At 64.5% G+C, this 23,491-nt stretch carries 22 protein-coding genes; 13 read left to right on the top strand and 9 right to left on the bottom strand.

Annotated features, from left to right (window positions below; translation table 11 throughout):
• Nucleotides 1-40 precede the first annotated feature (40 nt).
• The 3 genes from AB3X95_RS13675 to AB3X95_RS13685 all read right to left on the bottom strand — a co-directional run bounded on the left by AB3X95_RS13675 (nt 41) and on the right by AB3X95_RS13685 (nt 3,542).
• Nucleotides 41-1,840, bottom strand: a complete 1,800-nt coding sequence (locus AB3X95_RS13675) for a chloride channel protein (protein ID WP_368621594.1) — start codon at nt 1,838-1,840, stop codon at nt 41-43.
• Between the two features lie 2 nt (nt 1,841-1,842).
• Nucleotides 1,843-2,259, bottom strand: coding sequence for a MarR family winged helix-turn-helix transcriptional regulator (locus tag AB3X95_RS13680; RefSeq protein ID WP_176106657.1), 417 nt, complete (start codon nt 2,257-2,259; stop codon nt 1,843-1,845).
• A gap of 116 nt (nt 2,260-2,375) precedes the next feature.
• On the bottom strand, nt 2,376-3,542 hold the full coding sequence (locus AB3X95_RS13685) for an HPP family protein (protein WP_176125898.1): 1,167 nt from the start codon (nt 3,540-3,542) through the stop codon (nt 2,376-2,378).
• A gap of 341 nt (nt 3,543-3,883) precedes the next feature.
• Here AB3X95_RS13685 and AB3X95_RS13690 point away from each other — a divergent pair, with 341 nt between their 5' ends.
• The 3 genes from AB3X95_RS13690 to AB3X95_RS13700 all read left to right on the top strand — a co-directional run bounded on the left by AB3X95_RS13690 (nt 3,884) and on the right by AB3X95_RS13700 (nt 5,315).
• Entirely contained in the window at nt 3,884-4,381 is a 498-nt protein-coding gene (locus AB3X95_RS13690; protein WP_176106655.1) for a universal stress protein, read from the top strand.
• A gap of 62 nt (nt 4,382-4,443) precedes the next feature.
• Nucleotides 4,444-4,581: a hypothetical protein gene (locus AB3X95_RS13695; RefSeq protein WP_013092287.1), complete on the top strand. Its 138-nt coding sequence runs from the start codon at nt 4,444-4,446 to the stop codon at nt 4,579-4,581.
• A 302-nt stretch (nt 4,582-4,883) separates the two neighbouring features.
• Nucleotides 4,884-5,315, top strand: a complete 432-nt coding sequence (locus AB3X95_RS13700; RefSeq protein WP_176106654.1) for a response regulator — start codon at nt 4,884-4,886, stop codon at nt 5,313-5,315.
• A gap of 106 nt (nt 5,316-5,421) precedes the next feature.
• Here the strand turns inward: AB3X95_RS13700 and AB3X95_RS13705 are convergent, their stop codons facing one another.
• Nucleotides 5,422-6,162 carry a DUF4410 domain-containing protein gene (locus AB3X95_RS13705; RefSeq protein ID WP_368621815.1) on the bottom strand — a complete coding sequence of 247 codons (741 nt, stop codon included), beginning with the start codon at nt 6,160-6,162 and terminating at the stop codon, nt 5,422-5,424.
• On the opposite strand from AB3X95_RS13705, the gene AB3X95_RS13710 reads away from it, so the two are divergent.
• Complete coding sequence (locus tag AB3X95_RS13710) at nt 6,080-6,316, top strand: hypothetical protein (protein ID WP_368621838.1); 237 nt, start codon at nt 6,080-6,082, stop codon at nt 6,314-6,316. The genes AB3X95_RS13705 and AB3X95_RS13710 overlap by 83 nt on opposite strands.
• Nucleotides 6,317-6,860: 544 nt before the next feature.
• Here AB3X95_RS13710 and AB3X95_RS13715 read toward each other — a convergent pair.
• On the bottom strand, nt 6,861-7,313 hold the full coding sequence (locus tag AB3X95_RS13715; RefSeq protein ID WP_184225172.1) for a hypothetical protein: 453 nt from the start codon (nt 7,311-7,313) through the stop codon (nt 6,861-6,863).
• Nucleotides 7,314-7,666: 353 nt separating this feature from the next.
• On the opposite strand from AB3X95_RS13715, the gene phaP reads away from it, so the two are divergent.
• The 3 genes from phaP to AB3X95_RS13730 all read left to right on the top strand — a co-directional run bounded on the left by phaP (nt 7,667) and on the right by AB3X95_RS13730 (nt 10,271).
• On the top strand, nt 7,667-8,092 hold the full coding sequence (gene phaP / locus AB3X95_RS13720; RefSeq protein WP_184225171.1) for a phasin family protein: 426 nt from the start codon (nt 7,667-7,669) through the stop codon (nt 8,090-8,092).
• A 417-nt stretch (nt 8,093-8,509) separates the two neighbouring features.
• Nucleotides 8,510-8,968, top strand: coding sequence for a DUF2844 domain-containing protein (locus AB3X95_RS13725; protein WP_368621595.1), 459 nt, complete (start codon nt 8,510-8,512; stop codon nt 8,966-8,968).
• Nucleotides 8,969-8,978: 10 nt separating this feature from the next.
• The gene (locus tag AB3X95_RS13730) at nt 8,979-10,271 is read left to right on the top strand and encodes a DUF3443 domain-containing protein (RefSeq protein WP_368621596.1); all 1,293 of its coding nucleotides are present in this window, start codon (nt 8,979-8,981) and stop codon (nt 10,269-10,271) included.
• 54 nt (nt 10,272-10,325) lie between these two features.
• Here the strand turns inward: AB3X95_RS13730 and AB3X95_RS13735 are convergent, their stop codons facing one another.
• Nucleotides 10,326-11,426, bottom strand: coding sequence for a putative zinc-binding metallopeptidase (locus tag AB3X95_RS13735; protein ID WP_368621597.1), 1,101 nt, complete (start codon nt 11,424-11,426; stop codon nt 10,326-10,328).
• Nucleotides 11,427-11,711: 285 nt separating this feature from the next.
• Between AB3X95_RS13735 and AB3X95_RS13740 the strand changes: the two genes are divergently transcribed.
• The 4 genes from AB3X95_RS13740 to AB3X95_RS13755 all read left to right on the top strand — a co-directional run bounded on the left by AB3X95_RS13740 (nt 11,712) and on the right by AB3X95_RS13755 (nt 19,048).
• Entirely contained in the window at nt 11,712-15,197 is a 3,486-nt protein-coding gene (locus AB3X95_RS13740) for a DUF2126 domain-containing protein (RefSeq protein WP_368621598.1), read from the top strand.
• Between the two features lie 29 nt (nt 15,198-15,226).
• Nucleotides 15,227-17,857: a circularly permuted type 2 ATP-grasp protein gene (locus AB3X95_RS13745; protein ID WP_368621599.1), complete on the top strand. Its 2,631-nt coding sequence runs from the start codon at nt 15,227-15,229 to the stop codon at nt 17,855-17,857.
• The gene (locus AB3X95_RS13750) at nt 17,854-18,744 is read left to right on the top strand and encodes a transglutaminase family protein (RefSeq protein ID WP_176125908.1); all 891 of its coding nucleotides are present in this window, start codon (nt 17,854-17,856) and stop codon (nt 18,742-18,744) included. Before AB3X95_RS13745 ends, AB3X95_RS13750 begins: the two co-directional genes overlap by 4 nt.
• Nucleotides 18,745-18,820: 76 nt before the next feature.
• Nucleotides 18,821-19,048, top strand: a complete 228-nt coding sequence (locus tag AB3X95_RS13755; protein WP_176369151.1) for a hypothetical protein — start codon at nt 18,821-18,823, stop codon at nt 19,046-19,048.
• Between the two features lie 26 nt (nt 19,049-19,074).
• Here the strand turns inward: AB3X95_RS13755 and AB3X95_RS13760 are convergent, their stop codons facing one another.
• Together AB3X95_RS13760 and AB3X95_RS13765 are read right to left on the bottom strand one after the other, a co-directional pair.
• The gene (locus AB3X95_RS13760; RefSeq protein ID WP_255215234.1) at nt 19,075-19,449 is read right to left on the bottom strand and encodes an isoprenylcysteine carboxylmethyltransferase family protein; all 375 of its coding nucleotides are present in this window, start codon (nt 19,447-19,449) and stop codon (nt 19,075-19,077) included.
• Between the two features lie 450 nt (nt 19,450-19,899).
• Nucleotides 19,900-20,583 (bottom strand): response regulator transcription factor, encoded by a 684-nt coding sequence (locus AB3X95_RS13765; RefSeq protein ID WP_176125910.1) that lies wholly within the window; start codon nt 20,581-20,583, stop codon nt 19,900-19,902.
• Nucleotides 20,584-20,955: 372 nt separating this feature from the next.
• On the opposite strand from AB3X95_RS13765, the gene AB3X95_RS13770 reads away from it, so the two are divergent.
• The gene (locus tag AB3X95_RS13770) at nt 20,956-21,648 is read left to right on the top strand and encodes a phosphatase PAP2 family protein (RefSeq protein WP_368621816.1); all 693 of its coding nucleotides are present in this window, start codon (nt 20,956-20,958) and stop codon (nt 21,646-21,648) included.
• A 57-nt stretch (nt 21,649-21,705) separates the two neighbouring features.
• Here the strand turns inward: AB3X95_RS13770 and AB3X95_RS13775 are convergent, their stop codons facing one another.
• The gene (locus AB3X95_RS13775) at nt 21,706-22,635 is read right to left on the bottom strand and encodes a LysR family transcriptional regulator (RefSeq protein ID WP_176106641.1); all 930 of its coding nucleotides are present in this window, start codon (nt 22,633-22,635) and stop codon (nt 21,706-21,708) included.
• An 87-nt stretch (nt 22,636-22,722) separates the two neighbouring features.
• Here AB3X95_RS13775 and AB3X95_RS13780 point away from each other — a divergent pair, with 87 nt between their 5' ends.
• Nucleotides 22,723-23,256 carry a hypothetical protein gene (locus AB3X95_RS13780; RefSeq protein ID WP_176369153.1) on the top strand — a complete coding sequence of 178 codons (534 nt, stop codon included), beginning with the start codon at nt 22,723-22,725 and terminating at the stop codon, nt 23,254-23,256.
• Nucleotides 23,257-23,491 lie beyond the last annotated feature (235 nt).

Genomic DNA, 23,491 nt, shown 5'->3' on the forward strand with positions numbered 1-23,491 from the left:
GGCCTCGCGGGGCTCGGCCTTCGACTATTGCAGCGGTCTTTTAGCTGGTTTTACGAACCGGCGCGAAGCGCCGCTTGACGAGCGACGGCCCGATACGACGGAACCGCTCCCGTTTGTGTTCCTCTTCGAAGTGAGCGAGCGACGGCTTGATCAGATCGCTTCGCGACACGATTCCGATCAGACGCATGCTGTTGCCATCGGCGACCACCGGCAGGCGTTCGAGTCCTAGCACGGCGAGCCGCGTCGCCACGAGCCGGCAGGTTTCGGATGACAACGCGAATGCGGTGTTGTGCTGCGCGAACACGTCGGCGAGGGTCATCGCGCGCTTGCGCTCCGTGTCCTCGGCGCAGAAGCGTTCGAGCAACGGGCGGTCGGCCACGCCGATCACCGCGCCGTCGCGCACTACCGGATACGCGCGGTGCAGCTGGTTCGCGCCGAACAGCGTCTGCAGCGTTGCGCCGACCGTCGTGGCGGCATCGACCGATTCGACCGAAGCGGTCATCACTTCGTCGACATAGTGGCGCTCGAGCGGATCGACGCCGTACTCGCGATAGATGTGATAACCGCGTCGCGCGATTTTCTCGGTCATGATCGAGCGCCGCATCACCATCGTGGAGAAGCCGTGCGCGATCAGCGTTGCCGTCAGCAGAGGCAGCAGCGCATTGGCATCGTGCGTGAGGCCGAACGCGAACACGATGGCCGTCAGCGGCGCGCCGAGCGTGGCGCCAAGCGTCGCGGCCATGCAGACGAGCGGCCACAGCGCCGGCTCGCTGCCCGGCAGCCAGTGCGCGAGCACCGTGCCGAGTCCGGCGCCGAGCATCAGCAGCGGTGCGAGCACACCGCCCGACGTGCCCGAGCCGAGCGCGATGACCCACATCACAGCCTTCACGGTGAGCAGCAAAAGCGCGACCTGCACTGCAATATGCTGATGCAGCAAATCGCCGATCACGTCGTAACCGACGCCGAGCGCGCGCGGTTCGAGCCAGCCGCCAATGCCGACGACGATACCGCCTAGCGCGGGCCACCACATCCAGTGGATCGGCAGCTTGCCGAACAGGTCTTCCACCTTGTAGAGCGCGGCGGACAGGCCGGACGCAAGCGCGCCCGACAACACGCCAGCGACCGCGCACGACAGCAGGGACCAGCCATCGGGCGCGGCGGTCTGCAGCGGAAACAGCGGACCTGTACCGAAGAAAATCGCGCGAGCGAAGCCGGCGACCGCGCAAGCCACCGCGACCGGCAGGAAGCTGCGAGGGCGCCATTCGAACAGCAGCAGCTCGACCGCGAGCAGCACGGCCGCGAGCGGCGTGCCGAATACCGCGGTCATGCCGGCCGCGGCGCCGGCCACGAGCAGCGTCTTGCGCTCCGCCGACGTGACCTTCACGCACTGCGCGATCAGCGAGCCGAGCGCGCCGCCGGTCATGATGATCGGGCCTTCCGCGCCGAACGGCCCGCCGCTGCCGATCACGATGCCGGACGACAACGGCTTGAGCACGGCCACTTTCGGCGACATCTTGCTCTTGCCGAACAGGATCGCTTCGATCGCCTCGGGAATGCCGTGGCCGCGAATTTTTTCGGAGCCGAAGCGCGCCATCAGGCCGACGATCAAGCCGCCGATCACCGGCACGCCGATCATCCAGATGCCGAGCGTATTGGCGGCGGGCGAGCGGTCGACGAACGACAGCGTGCCGAAGAAAAACAGGTTGGTGAACAGGCGAATCAGGTTCAGCAGAACAAAAGCGGCAAACGTACTGACGAGGCCGATGCACGCGGCGAGCGCGAAAATGCCGGGCAGCCGTGCATTCGCCGCGAAGTCGCGTTTGTGGGAATCCATGCTCATGGTTAGTCGAGGTCGATCTGAGGAATCTGGAAGGAGCCTTCGAGCGACCTCAATTCGGCGCGATGCAGTTCCGCGAGCCGCTCGAGTACCCGTTCTCCCGCTTTTTCGATGTGTACTTCAACCTGGCGACGATCGGTTTCGCTGACCTGGCGGCGCACGAGACTCAGTGCCTCGCAGCGCGATACCAGTGCGACGACGCCGTGATGTTGCGCCTGCAGACGCTCCGCGAGTTCGCCGACGGTCGCCCAGTCGCGCTCGGGATAGCCCTTGATATGCAGCAACAACAGGTATTGCAACGGCGTGATGCCCTCGTTCTGCGCGGCCTGCTCCGAGAAGCGCTCGAAGCGCCGCATCTGGTAGCGAAACTCCGACAACTGCTCGAAATCGCTCTTGACGAGCTTGCGAGTCCGTACTTTCATGGGATATCCGCCGATGTGAAGAAACGGAAAATATATCACGACATGACGTATTTAGGTGGATTGCGGCCGTGGCAACGGCGTCGCGCGGCAGGTCTCCTTGCTCTTTTAACTGAAAATCAGGCCGCCTTGCGGGCTTGGGTGGCGGTCTGCCGGTACAGGCCGGAGATCAGGTCCACCTGCGTGATCATGCCGACCACGCGCCCCCCGCGATCGAGCACCGGCACGTGGTGGTGCCCGTAGTTCGCGAACATCGGCACGAGTTCCGTGATCGGATCGGAGGCGCCGACGGTGCACACGTCGGTGGTCATCAAGCTGCCGACGTTCGACGTGCGAAGCGCATCGCCGCGCAGCCAGCCGTCGAAGTAGTTCAGGATCGGACCGAGCGCGCCGAAGCTTTTCCTGTCGACGAAATCGGCGCGCGTGACGATGCCGAGCAGCTTCTGCTTCACATCGACGACCGGCAGCGCCTTCACGTTGTGGCGCCTGAACAGCTCCCATGCGGCGGCGGCGCGCGTGCCCGGCGACACCGACACGACATGGCGCGACATCACGTCTTCGCAGCGCAGTTCGTCGAAGCTGCGTGAGAAGGCCTGTAGCTGCGTTTCGCGCAGCAACGAATAGAGGTCGTCGGTGCCGATGTCGAGCATTTCGTCACGGCGTCGAAGCACGGCTTTGACGTCGTCGCGGGTGAAGCCGACGCGCGCGGCTTCGTCGGCGGCCTGGTTCGGCGTTGCGCGGTCCTGGCGTCCCGCATGCGGGTAGCGGTGGCCGGTTGCCGCGTGATAGACGAGCGCCGCGAATAGCAGCGCGGCCGACTGGATCGCGATCGGTTCGAGCACGAAGCGGTAGCCGAGCGCATGAATGACCGGGCCGCCCAGCACCGCCGTCAACGCGACCGCGCCCGACGGCGGGTGCACGCAGCGCAGCGCGAACATGCCGGAGATCGACAGCGCCACCGCGAGGGCGGCCGCCAGCGTCGGATCGCCGATCAGCATCGCGCAGGTCACGCCGACCGTCGCGGACACAAGGTTGCCGCCGATGATCGACCACGGCTGCGCGAGCGGGCTCGCGGGCACTGCAAACAGCAGCACCGCGGAGGCGCCCATCGGCGCGACCAGCAGCGGAATGTTTGCGGCGGGACCGAGCAGCAGATACATCAGACCGCCGGTGAACGCGATGCCGAGCAGCGCGCCGAGGCACGAACGCGCACGCTCGTGCCATTTCACGGTGACCGGTGCGGGGAGAAAGCTGGCAAGCCAGCCGAGAGCAGGAGAGCGGGACAAGATAGGAGCGGAAAGTAGTCGAAGATGCCGGGCCCGACATTACCGGGGAAACCCTGGCAACGCGAATACAGTCTGGTCATGATTATATTTCAATGTGATATAAAAAGTTCTCCAACCCCCGCGCGGCGCGCGAAATCTGTCGCATATCGCAGAGAGTCGAGCGCGCGCCCGACCTCCTTCAGCCTGGCCCCACACACCGATCCGCACCGATCCGACCACACTTCGGCTCGACGCAGATTCATCGCGCGTACCCCGTGGGCATGTATCGGTGTCGCGCGGTATATGTCACGAACTGACATATAATTAATTGATGACTTGCCGCGCGGCGCAAGGAGGTTCTCATGTCGAGCTTCAAGCGCATTCTTCTCTGTTACGACGGAACACGCGAAGGACAACACGCATTGAAGGACGGTGCCGCTCTCGCGCAAGACCTGAACGCGGAAGTGCACCTGCTTTCCGTGCTCAACAATACGGCGTGGATGCAGGGCGCGGACATCACGTCCGCGGTGCCGGTCGATTTCATCAACGAATCCGCCAAAGCGCTGCTCAACGAGGGCTTGCAGAAACTCGCCGCGCGCGGAATCCGCGCGACCGGTCATCTCGCGATCGGTGAACCACTCGACGAGATTCCGTTTTTCGCTAACGATCTGAAGGTCGATCTGGTCGTCGTTGGTCATCGCCGCAGTCACGGACTCGCGCGATGGTGGGGTGGCCGGCACGACGGGCTGCTGCTCGATCGCGTGACATGCAGTGTGCTGGTGACGATGGGCGCGGCAGCCGGTGCGCCGGCCGCAGTCGCAGGCACGGGCGAGACCGAGCGGTCCGCCGAACATTCATGAGCGTTGTGTTGTTTGTGTTGAGTTGAGAGTTGTGTTGCGTTGCGTTGGCACGGGGGCACACCATGAAAGTCGTCGACGAACAGTTCAATCATCCCCAGCCCGTCAAGCACAGCGATAACGAAAAGAGCAAGCTGCCGCAGCGCGCCGCCGATGCGCAGCGGCCGAAGAAGAAACCCGAAGGCGAGCCGCCGGTCGAGTGACGCGGGACGGCGCCACGCCGTTCAATTCGCGCGTAAATGCTAAAACGCTGCCAGGCCCGAAAGCCTGGCAGCGTTTTAGTCATGCATGCGAGTCGCCCGGCCCGATTATCGTTCAAATGCGAATCGTTCCTATTGAAGAACTGCGGAAGAACTGCGGGAGAACTGCGACGATTTACCGGACAGATGGCAAAAGTGGGTGTTTCTGATGGCGTCATGACGCCGTGATGCGCAGGTTTGACGGCACCGCAAGGACGGTACAGCGTTTGCTACCCGCCCAAAGGTTTAACCGCAGGCCGCCATACATGTCACGAAATTCGACTACCTGCCAGAGATGGAGCGCCCGAGAGGTCCAGCTATTGCACGACGTGCCGCGCGTGCTCGTCGTCGACGACAACGAGAGCGCCGCCGAAGCGCTTGCCACCTGGCTGTCCTACGAGGGCGTCGAGGCGCGCGCCGCGACCGGCTGCACGGCGGCGCTGCGCTGCGTGCGCAACTGGGTTCCCGACGTCGTCGTGCTCGACATCATGATGCCGGAGCGCGACGGCTACGAAACGGCGAGCGCGCTGCGCCGCTATCTGCCGACGCACAGCCTCGGCATCGTCGCGTTCACGTCGCTGGACGAAGATCATGTGAGGGAAACCGGCCGCGAGCGTCACAATTTCGACGGCTATTGCCAGAAGGGCACCGCGCCTGCCGCGCTGCTCGCATTGTTGCGAGGGCTGTGGCGCGGATGAAGACGGCGCCCGCGTCGAAAACCTGGCGGCGTGGACATCTCTGCACACCGCCGGGCTGGTCAACCGCGCTTTTCAGTCGGGCGCGCAACCCGCCGGGCTCAACCGCTCAGCTCTTCCGCGCGGCCGGCAACCAGCCGGCTTCGACACCGAACTGCGCGATCTGTTTCGCGACCGCATCGGCTAGGCGCTTTGCATCGTCCGACACGCCCGCGCGCTTCGTTTCGGTCACGCCGTGCAGGCCCGCGCCGGCCGCTGCCGCGGTCGCGACGGTGCCGGCCGCCGCGCCGACCCCGGCGGTTTCGACCATGCCCGGCATCTTGCCGCTGTCCGCGTTGGCCGTGAATCTCTGCACGACGCGCGGCGCGCCCACAGCGGGTTGGTAGACGATCTGCACCGCGCTGCTCACCTCGCTCTTGCCCGCGCCGAGCCCGATCAGCGTGCGGCGGCGGCGATTGCCGGCGTCGATCGTCTCGAAGCTGCCTTGCACGAGCAGCACGTTCTGGCCGGCGGGCACCGGCGCGTCGGTGCGCACCGCGTGCAGACCCATCGCCTGCAGCTGATGGACGATCTCGTCGGCGACCTGCTCGCGCACCTTGGTGGCATCGGCAACCTGCTTCTGCGCGTCCGACGAACCGGACATCTGCGTCTTCAGTTTCTGCAGCATGCCGCTGTTATCGAGCTTGACCTGCTGCGGATCGGCATCGAACGTGTACACGTAGATCGTGTCCGGATGCATCGTCGACTGCGTGCCTGCGCCGGCCGTCGTGGACGTGCTCGTCGCGCTCAGATTCGTGACGCTGGCGCCGGCGCAGCCGCTCAGCAGCGCGCTGCCGCACACGAGTGCCATGCAGGTGAAACGGGCGGCGTTCTTTTTGATGAAGTTCACTGAAGTCAACATGATGATCCTGTCGTCGGCACGCGGTGCCAGTGGGTTCGAGTCCATCGCCGATGATCGGGCAACCGTGGGATCGTCGATCATCGGCGAAGGGATTCGCACGTGAAGCCTTTCGATCTCATGCGTCTGTGATTCGTCACGCACCGGCAGCGAACGAAGTATGGGCGAGCGGCCCGCCGAACTCCATTCAACAATTATTTCGAGCGATGTCACGACGACATGAAGGCGCGAAGCGCGGGGAGCCGCGGCGAAGCGCGACACCAGACGGCGGGGAGCGGGACGAAGAAGAGAGAAGGCGCGGACGTCGGGCCGCCGATCAGTTCAAAGCGAGCTTGACGATGCAGCACAGCACGAACACGAGCAGGGCGGCGGCAATGGCCATGTCCATTGGATAGCGCATTCCTTCACCCTGTCCTGACGTTGCGGAGCTCCTATCGTAATCACCTGACGGAAGATGAAAAGCGTCAGTGAAGCGCCAATGTGGGACAGGCAACGAAGTCCCGCACAGCCGCGCGTAGGGGGGCTGCGGGAGCGCTTCCACCCATCGGCGAGAGGCAGCGAAGCACCGATCGCTCGATTGCGCTCGCATGCTTCGGCGCAAAAAAAGCGCCGCGTGGCGCGGCGCTCCATTCGCAATTCGCGACGAAGATTTATTGCGCTTGCGCGGCTGGCAGACCCGGCGGCGTGCCATGCGGCGCCTTGTTCACCGCAGCGAGATCTTCTGCGAGACTCGTGCGCAGTGTCGCGATAGCTTGCTCGGGATTGGCGGGCTTCAGCTGCTCGCGCGCCAGCGAGTCGTACACGTAGTGGCGCAGCATCGGGTCCTGGGTCTTGTTCAACACGTCGTGGTAGACCGCGACGATCTCGCCTTGACGGCCGCTCAGCGCATACAGACGGCGCAGCTGTTCGAGATCGTTGATCACCGCGAAAGCTGGGCTCGGATGACCCATCATCGGACCATGCTCCGGCGGCCCGTCGCCGCGCGGACCGCCGTCGTGCATCACGGCGGGCGGGGGCGGTGGCATGCCGTCGTCGGCAAGCGCGGCCGTCGCGATTATGCCAAGAACCGCGGCCACGGCCGCGCTGAGGATTGCTTTTCTCATGATGCCTCTCCCAGCGAAAACAACGCCGGCGCCCCGATGGACCGGCTCCTCGCAACGATAGTCGACACGCTGATCCGCCGGGTTACGAAAGCCATTCAGTAACTTTCCGAGCCTTTCGAAGCACGCGCATACATCTCGACGCGACGCACGTCACCGCGCACGAATTTGCGTCAGGGTGAGCGCCGCTGGCGCAACGCAGCCGGATAGCGCATGATTGCTGCGATGTGCCGTGTGACCCCCAAAAGCACGTCGCCGAGGCGGCACGCGCGGCACACGCAGCCGCCGGCATCGGCGTCGCGCCTGGAGCGGGCGGCGCAGAGGCGATGAGTCTTCAACCGCAAGGAGGATTTCGCATGGACCGACCCGATGCAGCCAATCCGTTTGGCGATCTGACCAAAATGCTGGAACAGTTCAAGCTCCCCGGCTTCGACGTACCCGCCATCATGGAAGCACGCCGCAAAGACATGGAAGCGCTGGTTCAGGCGAATCAGACAGCATTCCAGGGGATGCAGTCGCTCGCGCAGAAACAGGCCGAGATGCTGCGCAGCACGCTGGGCGAGCTGCAGGCACTGACTGCGCAACTCACCGCGGCTGGCGCCGCGCCGTCGAGCAAAACCGCGGAGCTGATCCAGCAGAGCCTGCACAAATCGCTCGCCGATATGCAGCAGCTTGCGCAAGCCGCGTATCAGACGCAGGCGGAGTCGTATGCGGTGATCGCGAAACGCGTAGAGGAGAATGTGCAGGAGCTGAAGTCGCTTCTTGAACAGCAGAAGAAGTAGCGCACGCCGCGAGTTCCGAACCATCTATGTCGCGGAGGGCCGTCAAGCCCTCCGCGATTTTTTTGTCCGTTATTCGGTAGACGCTTACATCGATAAAAAAACGCTGCCCTCATTCACAGCTTCTACGCGTGACGACCGAAATTTCCGCAGCCTGCTGCTTCTAAATATCAGAAGAAAACCAAGGCATTGTCGCCAAAAGACTTTGTCCGCACTGATCGAGCGTAGTCGAACGATCCAGCAACCTCCAAAGGCTCGAATCGCGCAGCAAACGATTGCCGCGCGCCATTCCCCTGACTTAAAGTTTCGCCCCGCCTTTCCGTAGACGCATTCACGCAGCCCAACCGGCGTGAAGGCAACCCGCCGTAGCCGGTCAGGTGTGCGCCCTCGTTTCGCGTTTTCACCTGGGAAGGAAATCTTTTGAATCCGAAGCTACTTACCCGCATTGCCTGCGCAGTGCTCGGGGCATGCTGCGCGTTGCCGTTCGCCGCGCACGCGACGCTCGGCCAGAACGCCAGCACCGTCGACGCCGATCAGGCGCGCCTGCACGCAGTCGCTCATGCGGCCAGCGCACAGGGCGCCTATTCGGTGCACGCGCTGACGCTGCCGTCCGGCACCCAGGTGCGCGAATTCGTAGCGGCCAACGGCATCGTGTTCGGCGTCGCGTGGGATGGCCCGACGCTGCCCGATCTGAGGGCGATGCTCGGCGCATCGTTCGACGCCTACGTCGCAGCCAGCGCGACGCGTCGCGGCGTGCCGCTCGCGGTGTCGAACAGCGATCTCGTAGTGTTCTCGAGCGGCCATCTGCGCGCCTTCACCGGCTACGCGTATCTGCCGCAGGCGGTGCCGGGCGGCGTCGATGTCCGCGTCATTCAATAACGGAGCGAACATGCGATCCAGGTCTTCGTGGATGACTCGGCTGGGCGCGACGCCCGTCGTGGTTCTGGCGCTGCTGTTGAGCGCGTGCGGCGGCGGGGGTGGTGGTGGCGGCAGCGCGAGCACCACGGCCAATTCGAGCACGTCCGGGAGTTCGACCGGCTCATCGGGTTCGACCGTGACCAATACGTCGCCGTCGCCGCAAGTGCTGGCCGCCAACGCGGTGCGCGTGACGGTCGACTCGGGCATCAGCAACGTGCCGAACATGCCGTTCGTCAGCATCACGATCTGCGCGCCCGGCACCGGTAATTGCCAGACGATCGATCACGTGCTCGTCGATACCGGCTCGTGGGGCGTGCGCGTGTTCGCATCGCAACTGCCCGCGTCGATGAGCCTGCCGCAGCAGAAGGACGGCGCGGGCAATTCCGTCGCCGAATGCATGCAGTTCTTCGACGGCTATACGTGGGGCGCGGTGAAGCTCGCCGATGTGCAGATCGCCGGCGAGAAAGCCGCGTCGCTGCCGATCCAGCTGATCGATCCGGGCTACGCATCGCTGCCGGGCGATTGCGCGGCCGTCGGCGCGCCGCGCAATACGCCGGCGACCTTGCAGGCCAACGGCATTCTCGGCATCGGCGTGTTCAAGCACGACTGCGGCGCGAGCTGCGTGCAGCAGGCGATTCCCGCGACCTACTACGGTTGCAGCGGCGCCAACTGCATCTCGATACCGCTCGCGGAAACGTATCAGGTCGCCAATCCGGTGCCGTACTTCGCGACCGACAACAACGGCTCGGTGCTCAGTCTGCCGACCGTGTCGGGCGGTGCGCCATCCGTGTCGGGGCAACTCGTGTTCGGCATCGGCACGCAGGGCAACAATGCGCTCGGCGCGGCGCAGGTGATCGGCGTGAGTCCGTCGAACGGCACGTTCACGACGGTGCAGAACGGCAGCACGTACACGCGCAGCATTATGGACAGCGGCTCGACGGGACTCTTCTTTCAGACCACCTCGATGCCGGCCTGCGCGAGTCCGAACAGCGCGTATTACTGCCCGAGCTCGACGCAGCAGTTGAGCGCGATGATCGAAGGCGTGAACGGCACGACGAGCGCGGTGACGTTCAACGTCGGCAATGCGATGTCGATCGCGCAGACTTATAGCGGCGACTCGGCATTGCCGCTGCTCGCGGGACCTGCCTTCGTCACGTCGACGGTGTTCGATTGGGGGCTGCCGTTCTTTTATGGCCGCAACGTCTATGCGGCGATCGAGCAGCAGTCGACGCCGGGTGGGAAGGGGCCTTATGTGGCGTACTGAAGCGCTGATCGTGTGATGAAAGCCCGCTGCCGGTTGATCCGCCAGCGGGCTCATTTATGCGCTCATGTGCTCGCGGTCGCTCCGGTTGTCGCGCTTGCCGCCCGCCGCCGCGATCACGCGATGCACGAAGCGCAGCTTGTCGACCACCGGCGCGGCGAGCGTGAACGGATAGCCGTCGGGCATGCCCAGACTGCGGTTCAGGCTGTTCAGCGCGTACGTGAGTGGAAACCAGCGCTTCATCAGATTGCCGAAGCTCGCATCCTCGACCGGCGTGCGGTCGGTCAGCGTCGGCTCGCTCGGATCGTCGGGCAGCAGCGCGAGTCCGTACGACGTCGAGGTATCGAGCACATCGACGATCAGCAGATAGTGCGCCCACGTCTCCGCCCAGTCTTCCCACGGATGCATCGTTGCGTACGCGCTGATGTACGACGCCTGCCAGTCGGCCGGCGCACCGTCGCGATAGTAGTCGTTCAGCGCTTCGCCGTAGTCGGCCTGCTCGTCGCCGAACAGCTTGCGAAACGGTTCGAGCCAGCGCGGCTCGTTTTCGATCAGCTGGCTGAAGAAATAGTGGCCGGTCTCGTGACGGAAGTGGCCGAGCAGCGTGCGGTACGGCTCGCCCATCGCGGTGCGCACTTTCTCGCGATGCGCGTCGTCGGCCTCGGCGATGTTCAGCGTGATCAGCCCGTTGTCGTGACCGGTCATCACCGGCTCGCCATCGCCGCCGTTGGCGAGAAATTCGAAGGCGAGACCGCGCTCGGGGTCCGCGTCGCGCGATTGCACATCGAGGCCGAGCTCGCCTAGCGTGTACAGCAGACGCCGTTTCGCGACTTCGAGCCGGTACCAGTAGAGCCGGTTTTCCGGTTCGCTCAGGTTCGGAATCGTGCGAGTCAACTGACAGGCGCGGCACAGCGTGTCGGGCGAATCGGCGGGGATCATCCAGTTGCAGACGTTTTCGACCGCGTAGTTGTGGCATTGCCGGAACAGCGCGCCGTTCGCCTCCGGATGCAGGCTGCGCCAGCGGCCGTCGCCGGCGTCATCGAACGCGCTGATTTCGCGCAGTTCGGGGAGATAGCCGAGCAGCGAGTCGCAGCGCTCGCAGCGGACGTTCTCGTAGAACAACAATTGCGCGCAGCGATTGCAGTGGAAGGTTTTCATCGGGCCGGCCTTGTGATCAGTGCGATGTCGGTTGCGGTGACGAACGATCGCAATCTTCATGCCGCGATTGCCAGAAGTCACCGCTTTAACGCACAGTACGGTCATGATCGTGCATCGGTGCTGCGCCGCTTTGGTGCACGGTCCGACGTAGCCCAACGGCAAGACAACAGATACGCAAAACGCACACGCAATTCAGGCAACACCAAACGATTCACACGAGTTTGACCAGCAACGGCATAGAGCTTGCTTTTTTGGCAGGCTGCGCCTTTCGTCGAGGAGTCCGGAGTGTCCATACGCGTCGCCTTGCATCACGTTACTCATTACCGCTACGACAGACTGGTTACGCTGTCGCCCCAAGTGGTGAGGCTGCGGCCCGCGCCGCATTGCCGTACGCCGATCCTGTCGTACTCGATGCGCGTCGAACCCGCGAGGCACTTCATCAACTGGCAGCAGGATGCGTTCGCGAACTATCAGGCGCGGCTGGTGTTCCCCGAGCAGACGCGCGAGTTCAAGGTGAGCGTCGATCTGGTCGCCGAGATGGCCGTCTACAACCCGTTCGACTTTTTTCTGGAACCATCGGCCGAGCGGTTTCCGTTCGACTACGCGCCGGAGCTCGCGGCCGAACTCGCGCCCTACTGCGTGAAGCGACCGATGACCCCGCGCTTCGCCGCGTTCGTCGCGAGCATCGACCGCACGCCGGCCGGCACCGCGAACTTCCTGGTGGCGCTCAACCAGCGGCTGCAACGCGAAATTCGCTATCTGATCCGGATGGAGCCGGGCGTTCAGTCGCCCGAGGAAACCTTGGTCAACGCGTCGGGCTCGTGCCGCGATACGGGCTGGCTGCTCGTCGAGACGTTGCGGCAACTGGGCTTCGCGGCGCGCTTCGTGTCCGGCTATCTGCTGCAGCTCGCGCCCGACGTCAAATCGATCGACGGCCCGAGCGGCACCGAGGTCGACTTCACCGACCTGCACGCGTGGTGCGAGGTCTATCTGCCGGGCGCGGGCTGGATCGGGCTCGATCCGACCTCGGGGCTGCTCGCCGGCGAAGGCCATATTCCGGTTGCCTGCACGCCGGAGCCGGGCAGCGCGGCGCCGATCTCGGGCGCGGTCGACGAATGCGAGGTCGAATTCGGACACACGATGTCGATCGAACGCGTGCTGGAGTCGCCGCGCGTCACGAAGCCGTACAGCGAAGCCGCTTGGCACGACGTGCTGAAGATGGGCGCGCGGGTCGACTATGAACTCGCCGACATGGATGTGCGACTGACGATGGGCGGCGAGCCGACCTTCGTGTCGGTGCGCGATCGCGATGCCGCCGAATGGAACACCGACGCGCTTGGACCCACCAAGCGCGGCTACGCGGTCGCGCTGATGGACCGGCTGCGTGAGCGCTACGGCGCGAACGGCTTCCTGCATATCGGCCAGGGCAAGTGGTATCCGGGCGAGCAACTGCCGCGCTGGGCGATGTCGCTGTACTGGCGCGCCGACGGCGAGCCATGCTGGCGCAACCCGGCCCTGTTCGCCGATGAACGGGAGCCTGGCCGCTACACGGCCGGCGACGCACAACGCTTCATCGCGCATCTGGCGGCGAAGCTGTCGCTCGACGCGGACTGCATCCAGCCCGGCTACGAGGACACCTGGTACTACCTGTGGCGCGAGCGTCGCCTGCCGGTCAACGTCGATCCATTCGACGCGCGCCTCGACGACGAACTCGAACGCGTGCGGCTGCGCCGCGTGTTCGACGCCGGGCTCGCGAGTCCGGCCGGCTACGTGTTGCCGCTCGGCCGCGAGCGCGGCGCGCCGGGCATCGCGGTGAAGTGGATCACGGGCCGCTGGTTCTTCCGCGACGAACGCATGTATCTGATCCCCGGCGATTCACCGATGGGCTACCGGCTGCCGCTCGATTCGCTGCCGTGGGTGTCGAAGACCGACTATCCGTATCAGCACGCGCACGATCCGTTCGCGCCGCCGCAGCCGTTGCGCACGGCTGCGCAGTTGCGCGTGCAGTACGAAGGCGGGCGCGAGAGCCGGCAGATCGCCGAGGAACAGACCCGCGCGCGGCAGGCGGCCGCGCTGTCGCTGTCGGCGGCCGATCTGCTGAGCGGCATGCCGCAAGGCGGCGTGCTCGCGTATGCGCCGCCGCGCCATGACGAAGCGCTGCCGGCGCGTGGCGAATCGTCGAAGGACACGCTGCGCACCGCGGTATGCGTCGAGGCACGCGACCCGAAGCGCGCGGCCGGCCCGAAAGCCGAAGCCGATTCCTTCGGCAGCGGCCGCACGCTGCTGCACGTATTCATGCCGCCGCTGACCGATCTCGACGACTATCTCGACCTGCTTGCCGCGGTCGAAGCGACGGCCGAGGAGCTGAAGATGCAGATCGTGCTCGAAGGCTATCCGCCGCCGCGCGATCCGCGCCTGAAGGTGCTGCAGGTGACGCCGGACCCCGGCGTGATCGAAGTCAACATTCATCCGGCCGCGAACTGGGACGAGCTCGTCGATCACACCGAGTACCTGTATCAGTCGGCCGCGCACAGCTATCTGAGCAGCGAGAAGTTCATGCTCGACGGGCGCCACACCGGCACCGGCGGCGGCAATCACTTCGTGCTCGGAGGTGCGACGCCGGCCGACAGCCCGTTCCTGCGCCGGCCCGACCTGCTCGCGAGCCTGATCGCGTACTGGCACAACCATCCGTCGCTGTCGTATCTGTTTTCGGGGCTGTTCATCGGACCGACGAGCCAGGCACCGCGCGTCGACGAAGCGCGCAACGACCAGGTCTACGAACTCGAAATCGCGTTCGCCGAGTTGCAACGGCAGGTCGATCTGCTCGGTGGCCGCGACAGCGGCAACCTGCCGCCGTGGATGATCGATCGCGCGCTGCGCAACATCCTGATCGACGTCACCGGCAACACGCACCGCGCCGAGTTCTGCATCGACAAGCTGTATTCGCCAGACGGACCCGCAGGCCGCCTCGGTCTGCTGGAGCTGCGCGGCTTCGAGATGCCGCCGCACGCGCGCATGAGTCTGGTGCAGCAATTGCTGCTGCGCGCCCTCGTCGCGCGATTCTGGCGCATGCCGTACACGCGGCGGCTCACCCGCTGGGGCACCGAGCTGCACGACCGCTTCCTGCTCGGCACCTTCGTAAAGATGGATTTCGACGACGTGCTCGCCGACCTCGGTGAAGCGGGCTTCGCCTTCGATAGCGCGTGGTTCGCGCCGCACTTCGAATTCCGCTTTCCGCTCGTCGGCGAGATGACGCTGAGCGGCATCGACCTGACGATCCGCAACGCGCTCGAACCGTGGCACGTGATGGGCGAGGAGGGCTCCGCCGGCGGCACGGTGCGCTATGTCGATTCGTCGGTCGAGCGGCTCGAAGTGCGCGCGCTCGGGTTGAACGGCAATCGTCACGTGCTGAGCGTCAACGGCGTGCCGGTGCCGCTGCAACCGACCGGCCGCGTCAGCGAGTACGTGGCCGGCGTGCGTTTTCGCGCTTGGGCGCAATCGTCGGCGCTGCATCCGACGATCGGCGTGCACGCGCCGCTCACGTTCGACCTCGTCGACACCTGGAGCGGCCGCTCACTCGGCGGATGCCAGTATCATGTCGCTCATCCGGGCGGGCGCAACTATCAGACCTTCCCGGTCAACGCCTACGAGGCGGAAAGCCGGCGACGCGCGCGTTTCTTCCCGTCGGGTCATACGCCGGGACCGCTCGCCGTGGGCCGACCGCAACGCAGCCTCGAGTTTCCATTCACGCTCGATCTGCGCCACAGTTGAACAACACGCATCGCTGACACCACACGACCTTGGCCTTTCAATCGACCTTGCCCTTCGAAGCGTCCGCGATGCCGGCGGACGCTTCGTCCCTATTGCGGTTGCTGCCGGGTCATGACGGACATTGGGACGAGCTGCGCGACGCGTCGGGCGCGCTGCGCGAGCCGTGGCGGCAGTTCTTCGCGCTGCTCGACGAGGACGGCGTGGCGCGGCTCGCGGACCATCACGCGTCGATCGCGCGGCAGATCCGCGATAACGACATCAGCTACAACGTCTACGCGGACAACGGCAAGTCGCGGCCCTGGGCGCTCGATCTGCTGCCGTTCCTGATCAGCGAGGCCGAGTGGGCGCAGCTCGAGCGCGGCGTCGCGCAGCGCGCGCGTCTGCTCAACGCGATCGTCGCCGATATCTACGGACCGCGGACGCTGCTGGAACATGGGCAACTGCCGCCCGCGCTGGTGTTCGGCCATCCCGGCTATCTGCGTTCGGTGAAGGGCTTCACGCCGGCCGGTGGCCAGTATCTGCAGGTCGTCGCGCTCGATCTCGCGCGCACGCCGGGCGGCGAGTGGAGCGTGATCGCGCATCGCACCGAGGCGCCGTCCGGTCTCGGCTACGCGCTCGAAAACCGACTGATCGTGTCGACGCTGCTCGCCGAGCCGTTCCGCTCGCTGCGCGTGAGCCGGCTTGCGCCGCTCTATTCGCAACTGATCGCGACGCTCGTGCAGGCCGCGCAAGCGACGATGCGCGACGAGGAAAGTGCCGACGCTTCACCGCATATCGCGCTGCTCACGCCGGGGCCGTACAGCGAAACCTATTTCGAGCATGTGTTTCTCGCGCGCTATCTCGGCGTCACGCTGGTCGAAGGCAAGGATCTGACCGTGCGCGGCGACCGGCTCTATCTGAAGACCCTGGCGGGCCTCGAACGCGTGCACGTCGTGCTGCGCCGTCTCGACGACGCGTTCTGCGACCCGGTCGAGCTGCGCGCCGATTCGACGATCGGCGTGCCCGGGCTGTTGCAGGTAATGCGCGCGGGCAACGTGATCGTGTCGAACGTGCCGGGCTCGGGGTTCGCCGAGTCGCCGGCGTTGCACGGTTTCATGCCCGGTATCGCCGAAGCGTTGCTCGGCGAAGAGCTGCTGCTGCCCGGCGTGCCGACCTGGTGGTGCGGCGAACAGGCCGCGCGCGAGCATGCGTTCGCGCATCTCGACGACGCGTTGATCGTGCCGACCTGGCCGCTCGCGGGACGCGATGCGCCGCCCGGCATCGAACGGGGCCGACAGCCGCTCGCGGCATGGCGCGAGCGCATCGACGCGTTGCCCGACGCGTTCACGATCCAGCAGGAGCAGCGCTTTTCCTGCACGCCGCGCTACGAGGAGGGCACGATCGGCGGGCGACCGTCGGTGCTGCGCGTCTATGCGATCGCCGACGTCGACGGCGGCTGGCACGTGATGCCGGGCGGCTTCACCCGCATGGCCGCCGAGCGGCAGACCACGGTATCGATGCAGCATGGCGGCAGCAGCGTCGATACCTGGGTGCTGTCGAGCCAGCCAAGCTCCACGTTCACGCTGCTGCCTTCGCCGATGCAGCCCGCCGACCTCACGCGCAAGCATCGCACGGTATCGAGCCGCGCCGCCGAGAACCTGTTCTGGGCGGGCCGCTACGGCGAGCGCGCGGAAAACAATGTGCGGTTGCTGCGGCTGATTCTCGGCTCGCTCGAAGGCAACGACGCCGACGCGATGTTCGCGACGCTGGTCGAACTCGCGACATGGTGCGGCCTCGTGCAGCCTGGCGACCTGGCGTCGCCGCACGGGCCGGCCTCGCCGCAGACCTTCGAGCGCGCGCTCGTCGCGAATCTCGGCGAGAGCGCGGGCAGTGTCAGCATCAGCCAGAACCTCAACTGCCAGGCGCGCGCGAACGGCGAGGTGCGCGGGCGGTTGTCGAACGATCATTGGCGCATGATCCTCGCGGCGCGCAACGACTTTCAGGATGCGTTGCAGGTGTTGCTGCCTGCCGTGGGCGCAGGCAACGGCGGCGCGGGCGCCGCGAGCAGCGGCAGTGCGTTCGATCGCTACGATCGCGTGACGCTCGCGAACGCGCTCGAACATCTGTCGGTGCAGCTTTCGGCGATCAGCGGCGCGCAGGGCGACCGCATGACGCGCGATGAAGCATGGCGGCTGCTGTTCGTCGGGCGTCATATCGAACGCGTCGCGACGATGGCCGCGTTCATGCGCGGCGTCGCCGCGAACGGCCAGCTCGCGACGCCGGCCGGCTTCGATCTGCTGCTGCAAATGTTCGACAGCACGCTCACGTATCGCTCGCTGTACCCGGGGCGTTTCGAAGTGCCCGCGCTGCTCGATCTGCTCGTGATCGAACCGCACAATCCGCGCGGCATTTATGGCGTGTACGAACGGCTGCGCAACAAGCTCGGCGAGATCGCCGTCGCGGCGGGCAGCGTGCGGCATCGGCCGTTCGCGGAGCTGCTGCCGCCGCTCGAGATGCTGCCGTCGCTCGGATCGCTGTGCGAGGTCGACGAACACGGCTCGTATGGCAAGCTGATTGCGCTGTGCGATCAGATCGGCGGCTTCGCCAATGCGGCCGCGCATGAAATCAGCGCGCGCTATTTCAGTCACGCGACCACGGTTGCATCGCAGGTGTGGGTATGAAGCACGCTTCGACGGTGCTGTCGGTTTCGCATCGCACTACCTACCATTACTCGACGTATGTCGAAACCGCGCAGCATCTGGCGACGATCCGGCCGCTCGCGTGTCCGTGGCAGCGCGTGATCTCGCGCAGCGAGCGGATCGAGCCGGAGCCGTCGTATCGGCATAGCCGCATCGACGCGTTCGGCAACGACGTGCTGTATTTCGCGCTCGATACACCGCACGAGTGTCTGCAACTCGTCAGCGAGACCACGGTTGCGCTAACGCCGCGCTGGACCGACCTCGACGCCGAGGCCACCCCGCCTTGGGAGACGGTGGCCGAGGCGCTACGGTTTCGCGTGGGCGGCGCGTTCCGTCCAGAGGCGGAGTATTGCTTCGCGTCGCCCAATATCGCGCTGCGACCTTCTTTGCGCGCCTATGCGTTGCCGAGTTTCACGCCCGGCCGGCCGCTCGTTGTCGGTGCGATCGATCTGATGCATCGCATTCACGAGGACTTCGCGTACAAGCCGTCGGCGACGCTGTTCGATACGCCGGCCGAACGCGCATTCGAACTGAAGAGCGGCGTGTGCCAGGATTTCGCGCAGGTGATGATCGGCTGCCTGCGCTCGCTCGGTTTGCCCGCGCGCTACGTCAGCGGCTATCTGCGCAACGATCCGCCGCCAGGCCATCCGCGTCTGATTGGCGCGGATGCTTCGCACGCGTGGGTGTCGGTGCACTGTCCGGCCAGCGGCTGGATCGATCTCGATCCGACCAACGACGTGCTCGCCGATCTCGATCATGTAACGCTCGCGATCGGGCGCGATTACAGCGACGTGTCGTTGCTGCGCGGGACGATTCTCGGCGGCGGCGCGCATCGGATGGAAGTGGGCGTGACGGTGCTGGCTTTGTGAAGCGGGCGCGGCTCGTTGCGGGTATTCGACTGAGTTCGGCCATAATGGAGAAAACGTCGCCGGAGTTCGCCCGCTCATGAAGTCTCTTTGCTTCGCAGCATTTCTCGTTTTCGCTGCCGGCTGCACATCGACCTCGCCGCCGGCGAATCCTCAGGCGGCGCATGATACGAACGCCTACATACTGCACGCTCCCGACGCCGCTGCGAGACCACCGCGACTTACCGTCGGCACCAGCTATTCCGACACGCAACTGATACTGCCGTGGTTCCTCAACGATATTATCAACTTCGTGAACTATCGCTAGTCTGGAAACTTTTTTCCAGAAAGCGGTCACAGCCAGCGACGCACAGACGCCTTGTAGGCCAGGTATTCCGACGGAAAGCGGCGTTCCAGATAGCGCTCTTCCCGCGGGATAACAACCAGCGACATCAGCGCCACCGCTGGCACGAGGGTGACCAGTAGCCAGAGACTGTTGATCGAGAACGCCATGCCTAACTGGAGCAGCGAAAAAGCCAGGTAGATGGGATTGCGGCTGTATCGAAAGGGCCCCTTGCTTACGATCGCGGTGGTGGGCCGATTTCCCGGCACGGGGGTGTCAGGGCCCGAAGCGTGCGGACGGCCCAGAGAAACAGCACGACAGCGACAAGCACCGCGCTGCCCCCGAGTGGCCCACTCACTGTATGAGGCACAAGCTGCACTGGCCATGCGAAATGCAGCAACACGCCAAGGACGACTGCACTCAGGTAGACAAAAGGCGGCCGTATGATCCCCGGGTTTGCGACTGGCGGCACCATGGCCGGCTCCGCCTTTTCGTTGCGGTCCTCGCTTGCCATATCCGCCTCCAACTCTCGCTTCAACTCGACCCTGGATGACGACGCACCGGGATCAGCACCATAGCCCACGGTGCCGCTCCTGGCCGAAGCCAGCACTCATCTCGTGTCTGCCAGAAATCGCCGCACTCCTACCAGGGCACTGCGTCCGAGGGCGTTCAGTTCCTTCAGCCGGTCTTCGGCATCGCCGCTGCATCTTTGATGTGCGGCGACAGGGTCGGTCCATCCCTTCGTGGGTCGGCGTGGCTCTCGTGCTGGCCGGACTCGCGCTCACGATGGTTTCTCGCAACGAGGTGGGTAACCGAGCTCGAAACGGCAACGTCCGCTAGCCAGCGAAGCGGACTTTCGAGTCGGGTGTTCTCAGACAATAGCCTGCGCCGCGTACCGTCACGATCCGTCCTGCTCCGATTTTTCGTCGCAAGCCACACACCTGCACTTCGATGGCATTGCTGGCGATTTCCTCGCGTGGATCGCATATCCTCGCTTCAAGTTCTGAGCGAGTGAAAACGCGCGCCGGGTCTTCGATCAGCGCCTGTAGCAGAGCAAACCCGCGCGGCGCCAGCGTGAGCGGCTCTCCATGCAGGGTGACTCGATGAGAGGCTGCATCCAGCATGAGGCCGTCGTACGCCAGAACCGGAACCGTCCGTACCACCCTGCGACGCGTCAACGCGCGTACGCGCGCCGCAAGTTCGTCGACGTCGAATGGTTTGACCAGGTAATCGTCCGCGCCTGCGTCGAGGGCGGCAATACAAGTTTCCAGTTCCCTCTGTGCCGTCACGATGATGACGAAGGCATGGCCACCGGATTCTCGATAACGCTTCAACGCGTCAATAACGTCGATTCCCGACAGGTCGGGGTCGAGCATGACGAGGTCGTACAAGCTGCAGTCCGGCCAACTCATGGGCTCGCCAACGACACTCATCCAGTCGACGATATGGCCCGCACGTCGCAACGTATCCACGGCCGGCCCAGCGATCAACTCATCCTTTCCCATCAACAGCAACTGCATGGCAACAGATCCCTTGAATGCGCGTCGGTTATTCGTCTTGTCCGGTTCGGCGCGATCGTAATGTAATCATGCTGAAGAATTGCTTAAGAGAAGCAGGCTGGCGGGTCGCGAGGGTTGACGTCGTTGATTGTCGTGTTTGGCGAGGAAGGCTTTCAGCACGGGTTCCGTTAAGTGCAAACGTTCGCTATCGCACCGATTGTTCGAAAGTTTTTGCGGACACTAGGATAGCGGTCGTTTTAAAGCTTCGATGAACGCCAACGAACCGGCGGACCAGCTCACTGCATGAAGGGCCCCGTCAACCATCCACCGCAGGTCGCCCGGCTGCGCGACGTAGAAACGTTGAATCGATCTATAAACGCACCTAAGCAACGAATGGACCCTTTCGATACCGCAATCCAAACCTTCCTGACGCACATGGCGCTGAGTTGCGCCGCGTTGAACCACGCGATAAGAATCATCGCGGACCTATACACATTCAAGGGCCTGGTGCTCATGCCCGTATTGTGGTGGATATGGTGCAAACCCAGCCAGCGTGGCGATTGGGAGCGTGAAATGGTCGTCGCGACGATCGCGAGCGGCCTCCTTGCGCTCGCGATATTCAGACTTGTCTCGCATTTTTTGCCATTCCGTACGCGGCCTCTTTTTAATCCTGAGCTACACCTGAATTTTCCATCGGGTGGTCTGGACGCGGCCGTGTTGCCAGCCTGGAGTTCCTTCCCGAGTGACCACGCGATGCTGTGGATTTCGGTCGCAACCGGGATCTTTCTGGTGTCGCGCGGCGTCGGTGTGCTCGCGCTTTTATACACCACGATCTTCATATGTCTGCCCCGCGTTTATCTCGGATGGCACTATCCGACCGACATAATTGCGGGTGCGGCGATCGGAGCGGCCATCACATGGATAATGACTCGGGACGCCGTTAGAACACCTATTGCGGCGCCGATTCTGAGGTGGATGCACAGATTTCCCGGGCCCTCCTATACGCTGTCGTTTGCTTTGTGTTTTGAATTGGTCACGCAGTTCAACGAGTTATTAGTTCTGGGGCGGTCAATATTACAGGGCTAATGAGTTGGAATCCGCTCCGAGGCCAGTCCCTGGGCGAGGTGCTGTGAGATCAGGCAATCAGTGTCCATTCTGGGTACTTGCCGTGCGGCGCTTCACATGATCGATGAACGCACGCAGCTTCGGCATGATCTGCCGGCGGCTCGGATAGTAGAGAAACACGCCAGGGATCATCGGCGCATACGCATCCAGAACGCGTACGAGCTTTCCGGTACGCAACCCCTCGGCGGCCATCGGCTCGGGTAGCTGGGCAAGGCCGATGCCTGCGTTCGCCGCACCCAGCATGCCCAGAAAATCGCTGGCGATGAAAGGACCGGAAACGGCGAGCTCGATCGGCTGGCCGTTGTCGTTGAACGACCACGACGCGAGCGCGCCGCTGGAGCGCCGCCAGCGAATGCAGGCATGCGTACGCAGATCGTCGATGTGTTCTGGGCGGCCGCGCGCCGCGAAATAGCCGGGACTCCCCACCACGACGAAGCGGAATGGCGCCGTCAACGGCACCGCGACCATGTCGGCGGCAACGAACTGGCCCAGCCGAATGCCGGCGTCGAAGCCTTCCGCCGCAAGATCGATCAGCTCCTTGCTGGCCGCAATCTCCACCTCGACCTCGGGATTGGCCTCGCAGAACGACGCGATCAGCGGCTCCAGCAGGATCGGCACGACCGCGCGCGGCACCGAAAGACGCAACAGGCCGGACGGCCGCTCGCCGAGTCCGCGCGCCACCTCGCTGGCGGCGACGAGTTCCTCGAAAGCGGGTTTGGCGCGCGCCAGAAAGCGCTCGCCGGCTTCGGTCAAGCCGACGCTGCGCGTCGTGCGAATGAAAAGCGTCGCGCCGATGCGCGCTTCGAGGACACGCACCGCCTGACTGACCGCCGACGGCGTCACGCCGAGCGCCGCGGCGGCGCCGCGAAAACTGCGATGCTCGGCCACGCTGAGGAAGACTTCGACGCCGTCGAGTGCACCCTGCCTGACTGTGAAGTTCTGCTTCATAGCCTGTCAACATTGTGAGGAATAGTCGCTCGCGCGAGACGATGGTACACCTATCACCTGCGCATCCAACATTCGACAGGAGGCACCATGTCAGCGCGGCTTCTCTTTCAGATGCATCTCGTTCTGGGCTACGTTGCCTGGTTGTTGTGCTTCGGCACCTACGTGTGGCCGAAGCTCAGGTCGATGGCGCCGTTCGACGCGCAACGCGCGATCGCCACCTTGCACAGCTTCCGTTTCTTCGGGCTCGCGTTTCTGCTGCCTGGCGTCGTCAGTCCGCAACTGTCCGCGAGCTTCGCCGCGTTCGCCGCTTATGGAGATTTCGCCACGGGCGTGCTGGCGATGCTGGCCTTGCTGACGGCGCGGATACGGCCGCTTTTCTGGTCGTTCGTGGTTGCTTTCAATGTGGTCGGTATGGCCGATCTGCTTGTCGACTACTACCACGCGACAGCGGCCGATCTGCCCGCGCATTCAGGAGAACTGGGCGCGCTGTACGCGATCCCGATCATCTATGTACCGACGCTGGCGATCACGCACGTTGCCGCCTTTTATCTGATGCTGCGTCCGCGGCTCCGGAGACTTCACGCCGCGCCTGCCGTGGGTCGCGACATATCCAAGGCGTAGCCCGCGTCACCCGCCGCAGTTCGGTAACCTAACCAACAGTCCAGGCAAACATCGAACAGCATATTTCCGCCATCTACCTGCGTTATGCTGTCGGTCGTCGAGTCGATGCTCGCGGCCTGAGCGACGCAGGTGCGCAAACCCGGCGTAATGTGGCCGGGTGGTGACCTTCACTGGCTTTTCCGGCTTTCGGGCATGCGACCTGATGCTCGCGTCCCTTCGCCAGGCGACGCGGGCC

The organism is Paraburkholderia sp. BR13444, assembly GCF_040948755.1.
In the GTDB taxonomy this organism is placed as follows: Bacteria; Pseudomonadota; Gammaproteobacteria; order Burkholderiales; family Burkholderiaceae; genus Paraburkholderia; species Paraburkholderia youngii.

Coding starts and splice junctions, on each gene's coding strand:
- AB3X95_RS13760 (WP_255215234.1), bottom strand. CDS start 19,449: ATGGCCAGTGCAGCTTGTGCCTCATACAGTGAGTGGGCCACTCGGGGG.
- AB3X95_RS13750 (WP_176125908.1), top strand. CDS start 17,854: ATGAAGCACGCTTCGACGGTGCTGTCGGTTTCGCATCGCACTACCTAC.
- AB3X95_RS13775 (WP_176106641.1), bottom strand. CDS start 22,635: ATGAAGCAGAACTTCACAGTCAGGCAGGGTGCACTCGACGGCGTCGAA.
- AB3X95_RS13730 (WP_368621596.1), top strand. CDS start 8,979: ATGCGATCCAGGTCTTCGTGGATGACTCGGCTGGGCGCGACGCCCGTC.
- AB3X95_RS13770 (WP_368621816.1), top strand. CDS start 20,956: ATGGACCCTTTCGATACCGCAATCCAAACCTTCCTGACGCACATGGCG.
- AB3X95_RS13675 (WP_368621594.1), bottom strand. CDS start 1,840: ATGAGCATGGATTCCCACAAACGCGACTTCGCGGCGAATGCACGGCTG.
- AB3X95_RS13755 (WP_176369151.1), top strand. CDS start 18,821: ATGAAGTCTCTTTGCTTCGCAGCATTTCTCGTTTTCGCTGCCGGCTGC.
- AB3X95_RS13765 (WP_176125910.1), bottom strand. CDS start 20,583: ATGCAGTTGCTGTTGATGGGAAAGGATGAGTTGATCGCTGGGCCGGCC.
- AB3X95_RS13715 (WP_184225172.1), bottom strand. CDS start 7,313: ATGAGAAAAGCAATCCTCAGCGCGGCCGTGGCCGCGGTTCTTGGCATA.
- phaP (WP_184225171.1), top strand. CDS start 7,667: ATGGACCGACCCGATGCAGCCAATCCGTTTGGCGATCTGACCAAAATG.
- AB3X95_RS13680 (WP_176106657.1), bottom strand. CDS start 2,259: ATGAAAGTACGGACTCGCAAGCTCGTCAAGAGCGATTTCGAGCAGTTG.
- AB3X95_RS13690 (WP_176106655.1), top strand. CDS start 3,884: ATGTCGAGCTTCAAGCGCATTCTTCTCTGTTACGACGGAACACGCGAA.
- AB3X95_RS13705 (WP_368621815.1), bottom strand. CDS start 6,162: ATGGCACTCGTGTGCGGCAGCGCGCTGCTGAGCGGCTGCGCCGGCGCC.
- AB3X95_RS13780 (WP_176369153.1), top strand. CDS start 22,723: ATGTCAGCGCGGCTTCTCTTTCAGATGCATCTCGTTCTGGGCTACGTT.
- AB3X95_RS13735 (WP_368621597.1), bottom strand. CDS start 11,426: ATGAAAACCTTCCACTGCAATCGCTGCGCGCAATTGTTGTTCTACGAG.
- AB3X95_RS13695 (WP_013092287.1), top strand. CDS start 4,444: ATGAAAGTCGTCGACGAACAGTTCAATCATCCCCAGCCCGTCAAGCAC.
- AB3X95_RS13700 (WP_176106654.1), top strand. CDS start 4,884: ATGTCACGAAATTCGACTACCTGCCAGAGATGGAGCGCCCGAGAGGTC.